11 protein-coding genes are annotated in these 16,298 nt (G+C 60.6%); 4 read left to right on the top strand and 7 right to left on the bottom strand.

The window, feature by feature from the left end; translation table 11 throughout:
- Positions 1–45: 45 nt before the first annotated feature.
- The 4 genes from BVL55_RS00615 to BVL55_RS00600 are packed head-to-tail and all read right to left on the bottom strand — an operon-like array spanning position 46 to position 3,941.
- A complete protein-coding gene (locus tag BVL55_RS00615) occupies positions 46–1,182 on the bottom strand; it encodes an ABC transporter permease (protein ID WP_075995279.1) in 1,137 nt (378 codons plus the stop codon).
- A 1-nt stretch (position 1,183) separates the two neighbouring features.
- A complete protein-coding gene (locus BVL55_RS00610) occupies positions 1,184–2,197 on the bottom strand; it encodes an ABC transporter ATP-binding protein (RefSeq protein WP_083649281.1) in 1,014 nt (337 codons plus the stop codon).
- Entirely contained in the window at positions 2,194–3,162 is a 969-nt protein-coding gene (locus BVL55_RS00605; RefSeq protein ID WP_075995278.1) for an HlyD family secretion protein, read from the bottom strand. The genes BVL55_RS00610 and BVL55_RS00605 overlap by 4 nt, the downstream gene beginning before the upstream one ends.
- Positions 3,159–3,941, bottom strand: a complete 783-nt coding sequence (locus tag BVL55_RS00600; RefSeq protein WP_075997780.1) for a CerR family C-terminal domain-containing protein — start codon at positions 3,939–3,941, stop codon at positions 3,159–3,161. The genes BVL55_RS00605 and BVL55_RS00600 overlap by 4 nt, the downstream gene beginning before the upstream one ends.
- Positions 3,942–4,282: 341 nt before the next feature.
- Between BVL55_RS00600 and BVL55_RS00595 the strand changes: the two genes are divergently transcribed.
- The 4 genes from BVL55_RS00595 to lepA all read left to right on the top strand — a co-directional run bounded on the left by BVL55_RS00595 (position 4,283) and on the right by lepA (position 10,543).
- The gene (locus BVL55_RS00595) at positions 4,283–5,113 is read left to right on the top strand and encodes a C40 family peptidase (RefSeq protein WP_156892370.1); all 831 of its coding nucleotides are present in this window, start codon (positions 4,283–4,285) and stop codon (positions 5,111–5,113) included.
- Between the two features lie 581 nt (positions 5,114–5,694).
- Positions 5,695–7,494, top strand: a complete 1,800-nt coding sequence (locus BVL55_RS00590; RefSeq protein WP_075995276.1) for an autotransporter domain-containing protein — start codon at positions 5,695–5,697, stop codon at positions 7,492–7,494.
- 890 nt (positions 7,495–8,384) lie between these two features.
- A complete protein-coding gene (locus BVL55_RS00585) occupies positions 8,385–8,642 on the top strand; it encodes a hypothetical protein (RefSeq protein ID WP_156892368.1) in 258 nt (85 codons plus the stop codon).
- A 77-nt stretch (positions 8,643–8,719) separates the two neighbouring features.
- The gene (gene lepA, locus BVL55_RS00580) at positions 8,720–10,543 is read left to right on the top strand and encodes a translation elongation factor 4 (protein WP_075995274.1); all 1,824 of its coding nucleotides are present in this window, start codon (positions 8,720–8,722) and stop codon (positions 10,541–10,543) included.
- 25 nt (positions 10,544–10,568) lie between these two features.
- Here the strand turns inward: lepA and BVL55_RS00575 are convergent, their stop codons facing one another.
- Genes BVL55_RS00575 through BVL55_RS16325 form a run of 3 tightly spaced genes read right to left on the bottom strand, consistent with a single transcriptional unit; the run spans position 10,569 to position 16,295 of the window.
- The gene (locus tag BVL55_RS00575) at positions 10,569–13,949 is read right to left on the bottom strand and encodes an error-prone DNA polymerase (protein WP_075995273.1); all 3,381 of its coding nucleotides are present in this window, start codon (positions 13,947–13,949) and stop codon (positions 10,569–10,571) included.
- Positions 13,946–15,562 (bottom strand): Y-family DNA polymerase, encoded by a 1,617-nt coding sequence (locus tag BVL55_RS00570; protein WP_075995272.1) that lies wholly within the window; start codon positions 15,560–15,562, stop codon positions 13,946–13,948. Before BVL55_RS00570 ends, BVL55_RS00575 begins: the two co-directional genes overlap by 4 nt.
- Positions 15,447–16,295, bottom strand: a complete 849-nt coding sequence (locus BVL55_RS16325) for an ImuA family protein (protein WP_156892367.1) — start codon at positions 16,293–16,295, stop codon at positions 15,447–15,449. Before BVL55_RS16325 ends, BVL55_RS00570 begins: the two co-directional genes overlap by 116 nt.
- Between the last annotated feature and the right edge of the window lie 3 nt (positions 16,296–16,298).

Below are 16,298 nucleotides of genomic sequence, written 5' to 3'. Positions count from 1 at the left end.
TAGCCACAGGGTGCAAGTCAACAGCACCGGACGTCTTGCCACAGGTCAATCCAGGGTGCGGCGGAACCGCGCCAGGGCAAGACCTGCAAACAGCAGGGCGAACAGGATGAGCGCCGCCACTTCGCCGGAAACGACCGGGTAGTCGGCCCCCTTCAGCATGATGGCGCGGATAACCCGAAGGAAATGGGTGAGCGGAAAAATTTCGCCAAAATACTGCGCCCATACCGGCATGCCGCGAAAAGGAAACATGAAGCCCGACAGCAGCAGGGAAGGCAGGAAGAAGAAGAAGGTAAGCTGCATGGCCTGCATCTGGTTTCGCGAAAGGGTGGAGATGGTGTAGCCGAGCAGGACCAGTGCCAGCACGAACAGTAAAATGCAGAACAGCAACAGCACGAGCGAGCCGACAAACGGCACATCGAACAACAGCTTGGCGGCAACCAGCACGACAACCACCTGAACGGCACCGACCACCAGATAGGGCAGGATTTTGCCGAGCATGATTTCGGCAGCGCTTGCGGGCATGGCAAGCAGGTTTTCCATTGTGCCGCGCTCGGTTTCCCGCGTCAGCGCCATCGACGTCATCATCACCATGGTCAGCTGCAAGATGACTCCGAGCAGGCCGGGCACGATGTTGTACTGGGTAATGCCCTCCGGATTGTAGCGGCGGTGAACGACCACCTGCATGGCATTGGCGGCGCGGCGTGCGGTTTCAGCCTCCGTGCCGAGCTCACGCAGCAGGGCGTTTGAAACCACCGTTTCCAGCGTCGAGATGGCGCCGGAAGCAACGGAAGGATCGGTGGCATCGGCCTCGATGAGGATTTGCGGCCGGTCACCGCGCTGGACCCGCACGGCAAAGTCCGAGGGAATGGTAACGACGAAGGAAACATCGCCGCGCTCGATCAGCATCTCGGCCTCGGTGGCGGAGATGCCTGTCTTGTGAAAACGGTAATAGCCGGTCAGCTCCAGCGCGCTTACCATGGCACGGGTAAACCGGTCCTGGCTGGCGGAAACAAGCGCGGCGGGCAGTCCCTTGGGATCGGTGTTGATGGCAAAACCGAACAGTACGAGCTGGATCAGGGGAATGCCCAGCATCATGGCAAAGGTGATGCGGTCGCGGCGCATCTGGATCGATTCCTTGGCGAGCATCGCAAACAGGCGGCCAAAGGAGAAGAAGCGGCCCATTCTATGCCTGCTTTCCGGTTGTGTGATGTTCGCCCCTGCTTGCCGCACCGGTGCTCATGTTGTCGGTTGACCCTGCCATGAACTGGATGAACACATCCTCCAGACTGGTTTCGCCCCTGGCAGCGGCAACGCCATGGGCTTTTGCCATCTGCCGCACGGAGCGCTCCAGCGCCGCCGCGTCGCGTCCCACCACATGCAGGGTCACGCCAAAGGGCGCGATCTGGTCGACCCCCGGCATGCCCTCCAGTTCGCGCGCAATGACGCCAAGATCCGGCCCTTCGAGGACCCAGGTGGTCAGTCCCGCCGAAGCCAACACCTCAGCCACGCTGCCGGAGGCGACAAGCCTGCCATAGGAAATGTAGTTGATGCGGTGGCAGCGCTCAGCCTCGTCCATGTAGTGGGTGGAGACCAGCACCGTCAGGCCGTCAGAAGCAAGTTGATGGATCTCATCCCAGAAATCGCGCCGCGCCTTGGGATCAACGCCGGCCGTCGGCTCGTCAAGCAGCAGCAATCTGGGTTTGTGCATGATGCAGGCAGCCAGCGCCAGGCGCTGTTTCCAGCCGCCCGAAAGGGTGCCGGCCAGCTGATGCTGGCGGCTGGTCAGACCCAGATCGGCCAGCGTTCCGGTGACGGCGCCCGGAGCAAGACCGTACAGGCGGGCGACGAATTGCAGGTTCTCGCGGATCGACAGGTCTTCGTAAAAGGAAAAGCGCTGGGTCATGTAGCCGGTTTCGCGCTTGATTTTCCAGGCTTCGGTGCGGATGTCATGTCCCAGCACCCTGCCCTCGCCGCTATCGGCACGCAGCAGGCCGCACATGCAGCGGATGGTGGTGGTCTTGCCGGAACCGTTTGGCCCGAGAAATCCCGATATCTCGCCCTTCGAAACCTTCATGGAAACATGATCGACCACGGTCTTGTCGCCGAAGCGCTTGACCAGATCACGCACATCGATCACCGGCGCTTCGCTCTTGCGCCCGCCTTGCGGCAAGGCTGCGGCTGGGGAAAAATCCGTCATCGGGTACCGTCCCCGCCCGATTGCGCCAGATCGACATCGACGATCTGGCCAGGCTTGAGCATTGCAGCACCGCCGGAGGGCGAGGCCTCGACGAGATAAACAAGTTTCTGCCGGCTATCGATCGAGTAGATGACCGGCGGGGTGAATTCGGGATCCGGGGCGATATAGGTGATGCTTGCTGTCAACCCCGGCGGGCAGTTGTCGCAATTGACCGCCAGCATGCTGCCGGCCGAAAGCTGCGCCAGTGCAGATTCTGGCACGTAGACGCGCAGTTTCACGGCACCTTGCGGCAGGACGGAGAGGACCGGTGCCTGGGGGCCGGCAATTTCGCCCGGATTGCGGATGATGTCATAGACCGTGCCCGCCACGGGAAGCGTCAGTTCGCGCTGGGAAAGCCGCCACTGGGCATTTTCAAGCGCGGCCTGTGCCTGTTGGACCCCGGCCTCGGCGGCGGAAATCTCGGCCGGCCGCGCGGGCAGCCGGGCAACGGCAAGATTGGCGCGGGTTTCGGCAACCTTGGCCTTGGCAACTTCAGCGCCCGTTACCGCATCTTCCAGCCGGGCCGCCGTGGTGGCGCCGCGTTTGATCAGGTTCTGCTGGCGCTCAAGCGTGCGCTCGGCCTCATTTGCCTGGGCGGCAGCGGAGGTAAGGGCTGCCTCCAGAACGGCGATTTCCTCCGCCCGGCGGCCGGTGCGCAGGTTTTCCAGCTTCATTTTTGCCTCGGCCAGGGCAGCGCGCGCCTGGGCAACGGCAATTTCCGCGTCGCGCTTTTCAAGACTGCCAAGCACACTACCGGCTTTAACGCGGTCGCCGCGCCGCACGGAAAGGGTTTCAAGCCGCGCCGTTTCCACAGGGGCGGCCAGCACGAACTCGCCTTCCACATAACCGGTTGCCAATGGTGGCGGCGGGGCACAGGTTTGGATCAGGGTTGCCGCCAGCGGCAGGGAACAAAGCAGGCCGGTCATGGCGCTTTCCTTTCTGTGGTACGGGCAGCGGTGCTGGCAGTGGCGGGAGCGGGCACCTCTTTTGCCTGCCGGGCGGCAAGGGCGGCGGCGCGCAGATTGGCCGTAATGGCCGCCTTGATGGCGTCGGCCTCCGCTTCTCCCATCTGCTGCCAGCCAAGCCGGCGCATCACCACCGGGCGGGCGATACGGAAATACACGATCTGGCCGATCAGCGAAAACACGGTGAGCTTCACCGTCTGGCTGTCCGGTTCGCCGCCGGTGGCCGCAGCCCAGAGCCGGCAGGCAGCGGTATGAACAGGCTGCATGATCTCGTCATAAAGAATATCGAGCACCAGGCCGGGACTGCCCAGTTCGCGCATGATGAAGCGGGCGATGGGCCGGGATGCCTGCTGGCGAACGAGAAAATCGACCATTGCGGAAAGGGCCCGTTCCAGCACCGCAAGCGAGGCATCGGGTGGCGGCAGTTCGCCTGCCTTGCCGCCGAAGGGAAGAATGGCGTTCCCGGCAATGGCGGAAAGCTTGGCGACGATGTCGCGGGCACAGGCTTCGTACAGCCCCTGCTTGCCACCGAAATAATAGGAGATGAGGGACAGGTTGACCCCCGCATCGGCGGCAATCGCCCGGATCGAGGTTGCCGCAAAGCCTGCCTCGCCGAACCGGGCGGTGGCGGCGGCAATCAGCGCCTCGCGGCTGCCACCGGCAGAGGCATCCGCCCGGCCCTTTTGATCCGGCGTCTCTTCAGGTCGCGCTTCTTTCCTTGATGATGGCGGCTTTTTCATCGTGCTGCTTTCGGCAGTTCCGGTATCGGCTGCGGGGGGACCAGCTTCTTCAGGATCCGTTCCGCGCCGCAGCCAACCGGCGCCGGGCCGTAGCACCCGGCTGCGTGCCACAAGTTTAATCAAACGATTGATTAATTGTCAAGAACAGGATGCCGTGCCCTGTCCGCTCGGATAAATGCCGGACAGATGGACGTGAACTGCCGTGATTTGACGGCAACGGTCATCCGCGCCACAAAAGGCGCAATGGGAATTGCCGGCCGCCCCCGGGGGAGGAGGGCGGAAATCTGCAATCTCCCTGAAGACGCGACAAACGGATACGAGACAATCGGGCAATATCGGCAATGGGCATTTTCGATACCGCGCTGGAAAAAATCGGGAAGTTTCTTGCCCGGGTGCTGGTCAAGGAATCCTCCGGCTACCGGCCCTATACCCCATCGGACCCGGCAACCCTGTCGCGCACCCTGGAGCCAGGCGACATTCTGCTGATCGAGGGCAACCAGTTCGTCTCTGCCTCGATCAAGTATCTGACCCAGTCGACCTGGAGCCATGCCGCCTTTTATGTGGGCGATGTGCTGGACAAAACCGATCCGAAGCATGGCGGGCCATGCGTGCTGATCGAGGTCAATCTCGGCGAGGGCTGCGTTGCCACTTCCCTCGACCGCTACAAAAGCTACAACACCCGCATCTGCCGTCCGGTGGGGCTGACCAAGGAAGACCGCCAGAAAGCGATCGATTTCATGATCTCGAAGATCGGGCTGAAATACGATACACGCAACATTTTCGACCTGTTGCGCTATTTCTTCCCAACCCCGCCAGTGCCCATCCGCTGGCGGCGGCGGATGCTGGCCTTCGGCTCGGGGGAGCCGACCAAGGCGATCTGTTCCTCGCTGATCGCCCAGGCCTTTCAGTCGATCAAATACCCCATCCTGCCGGAGGTGACGCTGGCGCCGGGGCGGGCGCATGCGGAGTCACGCTATGCACGGGGCGAGATCCTGCACATCCGCCATCACTCGCTGTTTACCCCGCGCGACTTCGACCTGTCGCCGTATTTTCGCATCGTCAAACCGACGATCGAATACGGCTTCGACTACAAGAAGCTTTCCTGGAGCGGCAAGGTCTCCGAACGCGACATTCTAAGGGCACGGCAGATCGTGGACGAGGAGAAGGGGTGAAGGGGAAGGGAAGCGGAAGTTCTGGAACTGGCAAAAGCAATCAACAGGTCCAAGAGAACCAGTTATTGGTGCTGAATTCCATCGCCCCCGTACCTTCCCGTCCGATCACCGCGTTCGATCCTCAAACAACCAGACCATTGATCAAGGCCCAAACTGTGTGATTTCGGCAACAGCGTTGTAGTAACAAGCCCAAATTGGACCGGGTTTTGCTGTGTCCAAGACGCAGATAGTGGCAAGCTTTCTCGATTAGCTTACCAATAAGATTTTGTTACCTTTGAACGAGTCACGTTTGGGGATATCGTGAACGCGTCGCTGAAGACCAGCACAAACAGCATCTCAAAAAAGTGGCAATCAACGTCGATTGGCACTGTGCTGTCGGGTGCGATGACCGCCTGTCTTTTTTTGGGATTGTCTGCCTCCTCGGCGAACGCTCAGTCCGCAGAGTTCCTTGCCTTGGGGGACCTACCGGGGGCGGGTTTTTTACCCAGTCATTTGGCATTTCTGCAGATGGTACTGCGGTAGTTGGTGGCGGTTCCTCGAGTAATGGCGATGAGGCGTTTCGTTGGACGCAAGCAACCGGCATGACCCCACTGGGTGACCTGCCAGGAGGGTCCTTTTCAAGTAATGCATTTGGTGTATCTGCCAGCGGTTCTGTTGTCGTGGGACAAAGCGAATCTGCCAGTGGTTTTGAAGCGTTTCGTTGGACGCAAGCAACCGGAATGGTTGGGCTCGGTGACTTGGCTGGAGGGAGTTTCAACAGCAATGCCCTTGGCGTTTCCTCTGACGGGTCCGTGATTGTTGGCAGAGGCAATTCGGGGTCTGGAACCGAAGCCTTTCGCTGGACGCAGGCAACGGGCATGGTCGGCCTTGACGATCTGCCCGGCGGTGGATTCGACAGCCAAGCATTTGCTGTTTCCGGTGATGGGTCTATCGTGGTCGGTCGAGGTAATTCCGCTCTTGGAACCGAGGCCTTCCGCTGGACGCAGGCAACCGGAATGGTCGGGTTGGGCGATCTGCCGGGTGGCAGTGCGTCATCGCAAGCTTTTGGGATTTCATCAGACGGTTCCACCATCGTCGGACAAAGTGCATCGGCAAACGGGACAGAAGCGTTTCGGTGGACACAATCGGGGGGAATGCGGGGGTTGGGCGATCTGCCTGGAGGCGCTTTCTATAGCTCCGCCCATGACGCATCCAGCGACGGATCGGTTATCGTCGGCCAAAGCCATGGTGGAAGTGGTTTCGAAGCCTTTCGATGGACCCAAGCAATCGGGATGGAGAGCGTCAGGCAGCTACTGGTCGATGACGGCATCGACATGACCGGCTGGTCTCTTGATACGGCGCAAGGTGTAAGCGATGCCGGTGATGTGATCGTTGGATATGGCAACAATCCATCCGGCAATACAGAGGCATGGCTTGCCCGGCTCGGTTCGGGCTTGATCACCGCATCTGCTGCCCAGAACTCCGTTGCGAGCCTTGCCGGTGTGACAGCGCGGCTTCAATACAGCGTTCACGATACCTCGGCAGGTCTCCTCGATGTGGCTTGGAATGGAGCATGCAGTACCCCAAAGCCTGATGATTTCTCAGATCGCTGGTGCGCATACATGGTCGGTCAGGGCACGTCCTCGCTTGATGACCTGGAGCAACTCACCGGTGCCTTGGCAGGCGGCTTTGCTTACAGGGGAGCAACTGGCTTCCGCACTGGTATAGGACCGACACTGATTGGTGGTCAGAGCGATCTTGCCGGGGGCGGCAGCAGCGATCATTTCGGCTATGGGATCGGAGGCTTTATTGCTGCAGGAGAACCCACCAGCGGTCCACAGGTTGCAGCCTCAGCGGCATGGGTAAGCATCGAAGCTGATATTGAGCGTGCCTATTTGAACGGCTCGGGGACAGACATGTCTCAAGGTACGACAAATGGCTCTGCTTATGGGGGCGAGATGCAAGCCGGTTGGCGTATTCAAACCGGACCCATGCAGAGCGTAACGCCCTTTGCCAACCTTCGCTACAGCCAGGTCGAACTCGATGGCTACACCGAGAGCGGAGGTGGTTTCCCGGCGATCTTTGACGACATCGACCAGGCAATGAGCACCTTGCGTCTTGGGATCGAAGGCAAACTGCAAGTCACGCAGACCATGGAGGTGACCTCGTCGGTTGCATGGGGAACCCACTTGAACAGTAGCGGTTCGGGCTTCAGCGGTAGTTTGATCGGATTGTTTGGTGTTGATGTAGCCAATCCAGATGCCGGAGAGGACTTCATCGAAGCATCCCTTCGGGCCAAGTGGACCAGCAATGGGACCCATATTGCCGCGACGATTGGCGGAATGATTGGTGTCGAAGGGGACGATGCCAGCCTGTTCGGTCGGCTCACCTTCACCAATTAGGCTTTTGGTCTGCCTCATTGGCAGACCGTGTCGCTTTAGCGACCCCGCGTATAAAAACCCGGGTTAGCCGGCGCGTTTATCAGCAACCAAATCACACTTATTCAAGCCCTCACCAGCCAATGCAGCTTTTACCAATGACCGCTTCGGTGAGCCACGCGCAGCGGATTTGAAAGGCAGCAACGGGCCGGAATCTTCCATGCCTGCCACACCGAACATCGGCACATCATGGAATGGATTCCCTCCTCTCGGCGATTGCAGGCAATCGCCTGCCGGGCAGTGGCGACAAGCACAGGAATGACGGCGGTGGTGGGATGAAGCCTTGCCCTAAGCGGGTATCGGGGACAACATGCCCGCTCTTGCCTCATGGTGAGCCTCCTGAGCTTGTCGAAGGGCGAAGGACGAGGGAAGCCCCTGAGGGGTTCAGCACAAAACAACCTGCGCCCCTTCGACAGGCTCAAATCCCTCCGTAGTCATCCTTGTGCCTGAAATCTTGCGCATCCCTTCGCTTCGCTGCGGTCCCATTATTGCGGTCTACGTGCGATTTCAGGTGAAAAACATATCCCCGCTCCCATTTCTTCCCCCTATCCTTTGCCCACTGTCTTCCAGCGCAAACGCCGGATTGATCGATCGCCGTCGAGACGGAGGAAGGCAGCAGCGGAGCGCAGCGCCGTTGGTGAAGGGTCTTGTCTGCTTTGGGCAAAGCCCGACGGACCATGGGCCTGCTCGAGGGCCGGGCTGGACTGTGTGCTGAATAGCCTCCCGGCACCCAAAATCTCCGCGCGGGGCGGCCTTCGGGGCCGCACGCAATGCCCCAGGAACATGGCGAGGCCGCCCCGCGGTTTGTGCTTGTTTCCTCAAACCAATGCATGCCACGGACAGGAAGGTGCCGCGTGGGCGATGATGCACATCCTCAGGAAGCCGAAGAAGCTGCACCAGCGCTTCGCTTTTCCGATCATCCCATTGCCCGGTTCAGGCAGAAAAAGGCACTGGCCCATTTTGCCGGCAAATGGCGCGATTGCATGTGGATGCGCTGCCGCCAGCGAAAACGCTGTACCGGCGGGCCGCGCGGGCAATGCCGGCGCTCCGGTACGCCCCTTTGCGAAACGGCGGAGGCAGCCTTCTGGCCATCGGCGCCGACGTGGCGCTGACATGAAGGCCCGTTCATGCAGGATGCCGGTAATTTTCCCCTTCCCGTTTGGCGCCGGCGCCTCTATATGCTCGCACCATGAGCAGCAATTCCACCTATCCCGGACGCGACCGCATCCGCAACTTTTCCATCGTCGCCCATATCGACCACGGCAAGTCGACGCTGGCCGACCGGCTGATCCAGGAAACCGGCAGCCTGGACAAGCGCGAGATGAAGGACCAGGTGCTCGACGCCATGGACATCGAGCGTGAGCGCGGCATCACGATCAAGGCCAATACGGTTCGGCTCGAATACGATGCGAAGGACGGCGAACACTATGTTCTCAATCTGATCGACACCCCCGGCCATGTGGATTTCGCCTATGAGGTTTCACGCTCGTTGTCGGCCTGTGAAGGCTCGCTGCTGGTGGTTGATGCCAGCCAGGGCGTGGAGGCGCAGACGCTGGCCAATGTCTATCAGGCCATCGACAACGACCACGAGATCGTCACCGTACTCAACAAGATCGACCTGCCGGCGGCCGAGCCCGAGCGCATCAAGGAACAGATCGAGGAGGTGATCGGGTTGGATGCTTCCGGGGCGATCGAGATTTCCGCCAAGACGGGCCTTGGCATTGGCGATGTGCTGGAAGCGATCGTCACGCAGCTGCCGGCGCCCAGGGATGGCGACATCGATGCACCGCTCAAGGCATTGCTGGTCGATTCCTGGTATGATGCCTATCTCGGCGTTATCGTTCTGGTGCGGGTCATCGACGGGGTCCTGAAGAAGGGCCAGACCATCCGCATGATGGGCACCGACGCCAAATACCCGGTCGAGCGCGTCGGCGTCATCACGCCAAAAATGGTGCAGACCGGCGAGTTGCGGCCCGGGGAAATCGGCTTCATCACCGCCTCGATCAAGGAGGTTGCCGACACCCGCGTGGGCGACACGATCACCGAGGACAAGCGACCGACGCAGACCGCATTGCCCGGCTTCAAGCCGGCGCAACCGGTGGTCTTTTGCGGGCTGTTTCCGGTCGATGCCGCCGATTTCGAGGACCTGCGCGCCGCGATGGGAAAACTGCGCCTCAACGATGCGAGCTTCTCCTTCGAAATGGAGACATCGGCAGCGCTCGGCTTCGGCTTCCGCTGCGGCTTTCTGGGACTGTTGCACCTTGAAATCATCCAGGAGCGGCTGGAGCGCGAATTCGACCTCGACCTGATCGCCACGGCGCCCAGCGTCGTCTACCGGCTGGAAATGAAATCCGGCGAGGCGATCGAGCTGCACAATCCCGCCGACATGCCCGATGTGACCTTGATCGAGGAAATCCACGAGCCCTGGATCAAGGCAACCATCCTCACCCCCGACGATTATCTCGGCGGCATTTTGAAACTGTGCCAGGACCGGCGTGGCATCCAGACGGAGCTGACTTACGTCGGCAAGCGGGCGATGCTGACCTACGAACTGCCGCTCAACGAGGTGGTGTTTGATTTCTATGACCGGCTGAAATCAATCTCCAAGGGGTATGCCTCGTTCGATTATCAGATGATCGGTCACAGGGCCGGCGATCTCGTCAAGATGAGCATTCTTGTCAATGAAGAGCCCGTGGACGCCCTTTCCATGCTGGTGCACCGCAGCCAGGCCGACAAGCGCGGCCGCACGATGTGCGAAAAACTGAAGGATCTGATCCCCCGGCATCTGTTCAAGATCCCGATCCAGGCGGCCATCGGCGGCAAGGTGATTGCCCGCGAGACGATCTCGGCGATGCGCAAGGACGTGACCGCCAAGTGCTATGGCGGCGATGCAACGCGCAAACGCAAACTGCTGGAAAAACAGAAGGCCGGCAAGAAGAAAATGCGCCAGTTCGGCCGGGTGGAAATTCCCCAGGAGGCATTCATTCAGGCCCTGAAGATGGGGGATGAGTGAGCGGTGCAGTTCGGAGCGCTACCGGTTAGTGAAAGTTCCGGCCCTTGGGCAGGACCTGGTGGGTTGAGGAAACCGCCGCATCGTTTTTCCGGCCGCTCTCCAGCGCCTGATCGAAAACCTGGCTCAGCCTGCGGCGGGGACGGTTTCCAGGCCCCGTCTGGTAGACGGGTTTTCGAAGCGCATCGGCGCGGGCAAGCCCGTCCAGCGGGGTATCCATGTTGACGACGGCCGAAAGCATCGGCGTCAGGTCTTCCAGATATTCCGCCACGAGGTGGACGACCCCGTCCTCGTTCTGCAGCTTGCCGCGCACGCCGATGCAGCGGCTGCCCAGAACGATGGTGCGGAACTTATCAAACACCTTGCGCCATATGATAATATTGGCGATCCCGGTCTCGTCCTCGATGGTTTCGAAAATCACGCCCTTGGCCGTGCCGGGTCGCTGGCGCACTAGCACAAGCCCGGCTACCTTTACACGCATTCCGGTGCGCATTTTTTCCAGGCAGACATTTTCCACACAGCCATGGGCAAGCAGGCGGCGGCGCAGAAATCGCATCGGATGATCTTTCAGGGAAAAGGAAAGACTGCGGTAATCGCTGATCACTTCTTCCCCGCCCGGCATAAGGGGCAAGGCAACCGCTGGCTCGCTTTGCAGGTCTTTACGGGCAGCACCCTGGCTTGCCGCCGCAAACAGCGGCAGGCGCTCCGCCGCGCTCAGCGGGTCGAGGGTCTTGACCGCCCAAAGCGCATCGCGCCGGGAAAGGCCAATGGAAGCAAAGCAATCGGCATCGGCCAGTTTTTCCAGCGCCCGTTTCGAAAGACCGGAACGCATCCACACATCGCGTATATTCGCATAGCCTCCGGCGCGGGCCTCAACCAGCCGCTCAGCATCGGTCTCGCCAAGCCCCTTGATCTGGTGCAGCCCCAGCCGCACTGCGTGGGTGTTTTTCATGATGCCGGCCATTTCCTGGTGGCGTGCATTGACGGCACAGGGCTCTGCGCCCGCCTCGAGGGTGGAATGCCAGCTGGAATGATTGATGTCAGCAGGCCGGATTTCCACGCCATGTTCGCGGGCATCGCGGATGAGCTGGGCCGGCGCATAAAACCCCATGGGCTGGGAATTCAGCATGGCGGCGCAGAAAACGTCGGGATAATGGCATTTCAGCCAGCAGGAGACATAGACCAGCAGGGCAAAGCTCGCCGCGTGACTTTCGGGAAAGCCATAGTCGCCGAACCCTTCGATCTGCCTAAAACAATGCTCGGCAAAGTCCCGCTCATAGCCATTGGCAACCATGCCCTCGACCATCTTGCGGTTGAAATTTCCGATGGTTCCAACACGGCGGAAGGTCGCCATGGCCCGTCTCAATTTGTCGGCCTCGCCCGGCGAAAAACGGGCGGCAACAATAGCGATGTTCATCGCCTGCTCCTGAAACAGCGGCACGCCAAGTGTCTTTTCCAGCACCTGTTTGAGTTCCGGTTTGGGGTAGCTGACATCCTCCAGCCCCTTGCGGCGCTTCAGATAGGGATGCACCATCTTTCCCTGGATGGGTCCCGGGCGGACGATCGCCACCTCGATCACCAGATCGTAATAACAGCGCGGCCTCAGGCGGGGCAGCATGGACATTTGCGCCCGGCTTTCGATCTGGAATACGCCAAGCGTGTCCGCCCGGCAGATCATGTCATAGGTTGGCGTGTCGTCCTCCTCGACGGAGGACAGGGTTTCCGTTCGCCCGTAATGGGTTTTCAAAAAAGCGAATGCCTTGCGCAGGCAGGTCAGCATGCCCAGCGCCAGCACATCGATCTTGAGCATGTTGAGGCTCTCCAGATCATCCTTGTCCCATTCGACGATGGTGCGATCCTTCATCGCCGCGTTCTCGATGGGAATAAGGGAAGAGAGTCGGTCGCGGGTGATCACAAAGCCCCCCACATGCTGGGAGAGATGGCGCGGAAAACCGATGATCTGGCGGGCAAGATCCATCATCTGCATGATGTGCTTGTCTTTCGGATCAAGACCCGCACGCTGGACATCCTGCGCATCGGGTGCGCCGGAATGACTGCCCCAGCGCGTGCCGGAAAGCGCGGTAATGGCATCTTCGGAAAGGCCGAACACCTTGCCCACTTCACGGATTGCCGATTTGGAGCGGTAGGTGATCACCGTTGCCGCCAGACCGGCCTTCTCCCGCCCGTATTTTTCATAGATGTACTGGATGACCTCCTCGCGCCGCTCATGCTCGAAATCGACATCGATATCGGGCGGCTCGTTGCGCTCCTCGGAGATGAAACGCTCGAACAGAAGATCGACCTTGCCCGGATCGACCTCGGTGATTTCAAGACAATAGCAGATGGCGGAATTGGCCGCCGAGCCGCGCCCCTGACAAAGAATGCCTTTGCTGCGGGCAAAACGAACGATGTCGTAGACCGTCAGAAAATAGGGCGCATAGTTCAGCTTGCCGATCAGCGCGGTTTCATGGGCAATCGCGTCAAGCACCTTTTGCGGGGGCCCGCCGGGATAGCGTTTCTTCAATCCGATGGCGGTCAACCGCTCCAGCGCTTCCTGGGAAGGAACGGGCTTGCCGCCAAGTTCCCTGAAAACCGGATCATCGGGATATTGATAAGACAGTTCGTTGAGGGAAAAACCGATCCGCGCGACGAGTTTTCCGGTTTCCTGGATGGCTTGCTCATATCCCTTGAACAAGCGCAGCATCTCTGCCGGCGCCTTAAGATGACGCTCGGCATTGGCAAGCAGTCTGGTGCCGATACTGGTCAGGGTTTCATGTTCGCGGATACAGGTGACAACGTCCTGCAATGCCCGCCGTTCGTGCACGTGGTAGAACACGTCGCCAATGGCCAGAAGCGGCGTTTGCGTCTTGCGCGCCACCGCTTCCATGGCCGCAAAGTGACGCTGGTCGCCCGCTCCATACCGCCGGCAAAGCGCAAGATAGGCATGTCCGGGGAAGGCACGGTGCAACTGCTCAAGACATTGTTCAACAGGGCCGGGCCGACTATCGGCTGGCACAACAGCCAGCAGGCAGCGCCCGCCCCATGCAAGCAAATCCTGCAAGGTCAGATGGCATTCGCCCTTGGGCGCGCGGCGTTTTCCAAGGCTGAGCAACTCACAAAGATTGCCATAGGCTTTGCGGTCCTTCGGCCAGATCAGGATGTCGGGCGTTCCATCCATGAATACCAGCCGGCAGCCGGTGACAAATTCAATGCCCGCTTCCTTGGCGGCCATGTGCCCGCGCACGATGCCGGCCAGCGAGTTTCGGTCGGTGATGGCAATTCCGGCAAGGCCGAGTTTCTTTGCCTGCTGCACCAGTTCTTCGGGATGCGAGGCACCGCGCAGAAAGGAGAAATTGCTGGTCGCACAGAGTTCTACATAACCCGGTTTGGAAGCGGTTTCGGGCGTCATGCAAACAGTCCGTGCATGAACCACTTGGGAGCGCTGGTCTCGCGCACGTAAAGCCCATGACGAAACAGCCAGAAACGGTACCCTGCCTCATCCTCGATACGGTAATAATCGCGCGTGTGATATCCGCGCCCGTCCTTCCACCATTCGCAGGCAATGCGTTCTGGCCCTTCGCACCGGTTGACCGAATAGGGCACCTTGCGCCAGCGGAACCGGCTGGGCGGGCCGTCGGGAACTTCTGCAATAACGTCGATCAGCTCAGGCCTCGTCAGCAGAAGAAGCGGACGGGTAACGGGACGCACGGTATCTGCCTCGGCAACGGCCAGCGCGCTTTCATGCAAACCGAACCGGGCGGGAGCAGAATGTATGGCGGGAGAAAAAGCGGCCCGGCGCTCCGGAATGTGGCTGTCATTGGCTTTGATAACCTGAATTTTGGCCGCCCCGAGCCTTGCCGACAGGCGGTCAAGGAGATACCCGATCCCGTCCTGTGTGCCGGAACTGGAAATCATGTCATGCTGACTTGCGGCAAGGGGTTCGGTTGCCTCGACGGACAGCCGCATCAGGTCGAAACCGAAACCGGCATCCCACCCGGCTTCACTGCCATCATGCAGGGCAGCGAGGCGCTCGTAAAACAGCGCTGCCATGCGGTCTGCCGCACGCAGGGCATTGCCCGACTGAACGCTCAGCGAAACGACATCGCCATCGACGCGAAAAAGGCGAAGCGTGCATTGGCGCATGCCGAGACCGCGGCGCTCAAGCAGCGGGACGATGTTGCCAATGAGCCGGGCAAGCATCTGCCGGATATCCTCTTCATGAACGATCGGATCGGCAAAGCGTTTTTCGGAAACCAGTTCCGCCACCGGCTGCATGGGCGAGAGCACTTCATCCTCCCGGCCAAGCGCATGGTCGAGCTGGCGCAACAGATGCGCGCCGAACCGGGCGGCAAGCGGCGCGCGAGGCAGTTCGGCGATGGAACCGATGTTGACAAGGCCCAGCTTGATCAGTTCGGCCGCTGTCTGCTGCGGCAGGCGCAAGGCGGATACGGGCAGGTGTTCGAGTGCTGCCGGGTGCTCGTCTGCAGGAACGATCCGCCGGGTCTTGTAGCCGGTCCCGTACCAGGCAATGGCCCAGGCAGCTCCGGCGGTATCGGCAATGGCGGCCGAGGCCTTGAAGCCCTGGGCGGCAAGCCGGGTTTCAAGATCTGCCAGCAAGGGAGCTTCCCCACCGAACAGGTGGGCACAGCCGGTAATGTCGAGAAACAGGCCATTGCCGTCACTCAGCGCCACCAGTGGCGTATAGCGTTCACACCAGCTGGCAAGGGTAGACAGAAGCGCGTGATCGGCCGCGCTGTCGTGCCGGATGCATTCAAGCTCCGGAATGATGGCGCGGGCATCGCTCAGATTCTGTTGTCTGGCAATTCCATGGCGCTCCATTCCTTCTTCATGAGCAATGATGCGCTGGGCATTCTTGATTGTGCCGATGACAACAAATGGAGGGCCTTCAGGACGCCCGGCCAAGCGCCAGGACCTGCCCCATTTCTGGCGGGCGATCCGGTCGGTGGCAAGAAACGGAAAGAGGATTGCCAGGATGCGCTGTTTGTGGGTTTTGCGCTGCATGTTCAAAGGCTCCGGTCCGCGGATTCCATGAAACGTGCCATTGTCCCGTCTGGCCGTTGCGGTTCTTCTCAAGGGTCAGGGCAAGCCGCATGCGCCCGATCCCCCAAGGGGTTTGTTCGCCGTACAGTCCTTCATCCGGCAGGGAGGGGCAGGCGCGCGCATGCCAGCGTGTCAGCGCAGCACTCGCCTCTTCCCCGCCGCTCTGGCGCAGAACCATGGTGAAAACACCGTTTTCACGCGCCCGCAGCAGCAAGCGCCGGCTTGCCGTTGCATCAAAGGCGGCCGGATTGCCCCTGATCTGGACAATCACCGCGGCCAATTCACCGCATCTGGCCGCCTCACCGGCGCTCCAGACCGCATCCTTCAGCCGCGATGGCCGGACAAGAACAAGGCGCCCTGCATCAATGCCGTGCTGCCGCAAGCCGTCGGCAAACGGCAGGCCGCCGTCGACAGCCGCAGCCGGATCGATGATCCAGAGGACCCGCCCGGCCACAGAGCCACCTGCCTTTCCGGCCCGCGCCAGCAAGGACAAGGCAAATCCCGTCGCTGCCCCGATGTCACGGCCATGGGCGCAGCGCACTTCGTGCAAGCCGTGCCGGGCAAGGCCGCCCGAAAGACAGCCATCGATGGCAGGCACGCCAAGAGACAGCCGGGATTTCTCCTGCGCGGCATTGGCATCCGGCAAGTGCCCGTCCTGCCCGGCCATCTGCTTGAGCATGGATAGGGAAGGCATGGC

This window comes from Salaquimonas pukyongi, assembly GCF_001953055.1.
In the GTDB taxonomy this organism is placed as follows: Bacteria; Pseudomonadota; Alphaproteobacteria; order Rhizobiales; family Rhizobiaceae; genus Salaquimonas; species Salaquimonas pukyongi.
The sequence above is the reverse complement of the archived record's forward strand: the minus strand, read 5'-3'. Positions and strand labels throughout refer to the sequence as shown.

What these genes read in the sequence shown, in the direction of transcription:
- BVL55_RS00605 (WP_075995278.1), bottom strand. Translation starts at nt 3,162, where the DNA reads ATGACCGGCCTGCTTTGTTCCCTGCCGCTGGCGGCAACCCTGATCCAA.
- BVL55_RS00575 (WP_075995273.1), bottom strand. Translation starts at nt 13,949, where the DNA reads ATGACGCCCGAAACCGCTTCCAAACCGGGTTATGTAGAACTCTGTGCG.
- BVL55_RS00590 (WP_075995276.1), top strand. Translation starts at nt 5,695, where the DNA reads ATGACCCCACTGGGTGACCTGCCAGGAGGGTCCTTTTCAAGTAATGCA.
- lepA (WP_075995274.1), top strand. Translation starts at nt 8,720, where the DNA reads ATGAGCAGCAATTCCACCTATCCCGGACGCGACCGCATCCGCAACTTT.
- BVL55_RS00610 (WP_083649281.1), bottom strand. Translation starts at nt 2,197, where the DNA reads ATGACGGATTTTTCCCCAGCCGCAGCCTTGCCGCAAGGCGGGCGCAAG.
- BVL55_RS00595 (WP_156892370.1), top strand. Translation starts at nt 4,283, where the DNA reads ATGGGCATTTTCGATACCGCGCTGGAAAAAATCGGGAAGTTTCTTGCC.
- BVL55_RS00600 (WP_075997780.1), bottom strand. Translation starts at nt 3,941, where the DNA reads ATGAAAAAGCCGCCATCATCAAGGAAAGAAGCGCGACCTGAAGAGACG.
- BVL55_RS16325 (WP_156892367.1), bottom strand. Translation starts at nt 16,295, where the DNA reads ATGCCTTCCCTATCCATGCTCAAGCAGATGGCCGGGCAGGACGGGCAC.
- BVL55_RS00570 (WP_075995272.1), bottom strand. Translation starts at nt 15,562, where the DNA reads ATGCAGCGCAAAACCCACAAACAGCGCATCCTGGCAATCCTCTTTCCG.
- BVL55_RS00615 (WP_075995279.1), bottom strand. Translation starts at nt 1,182, where the DNA reads ATGGGCCGCTTCTTCTCCTTTGGCCGCCTGTTTGCGATGCTCGCCAAG.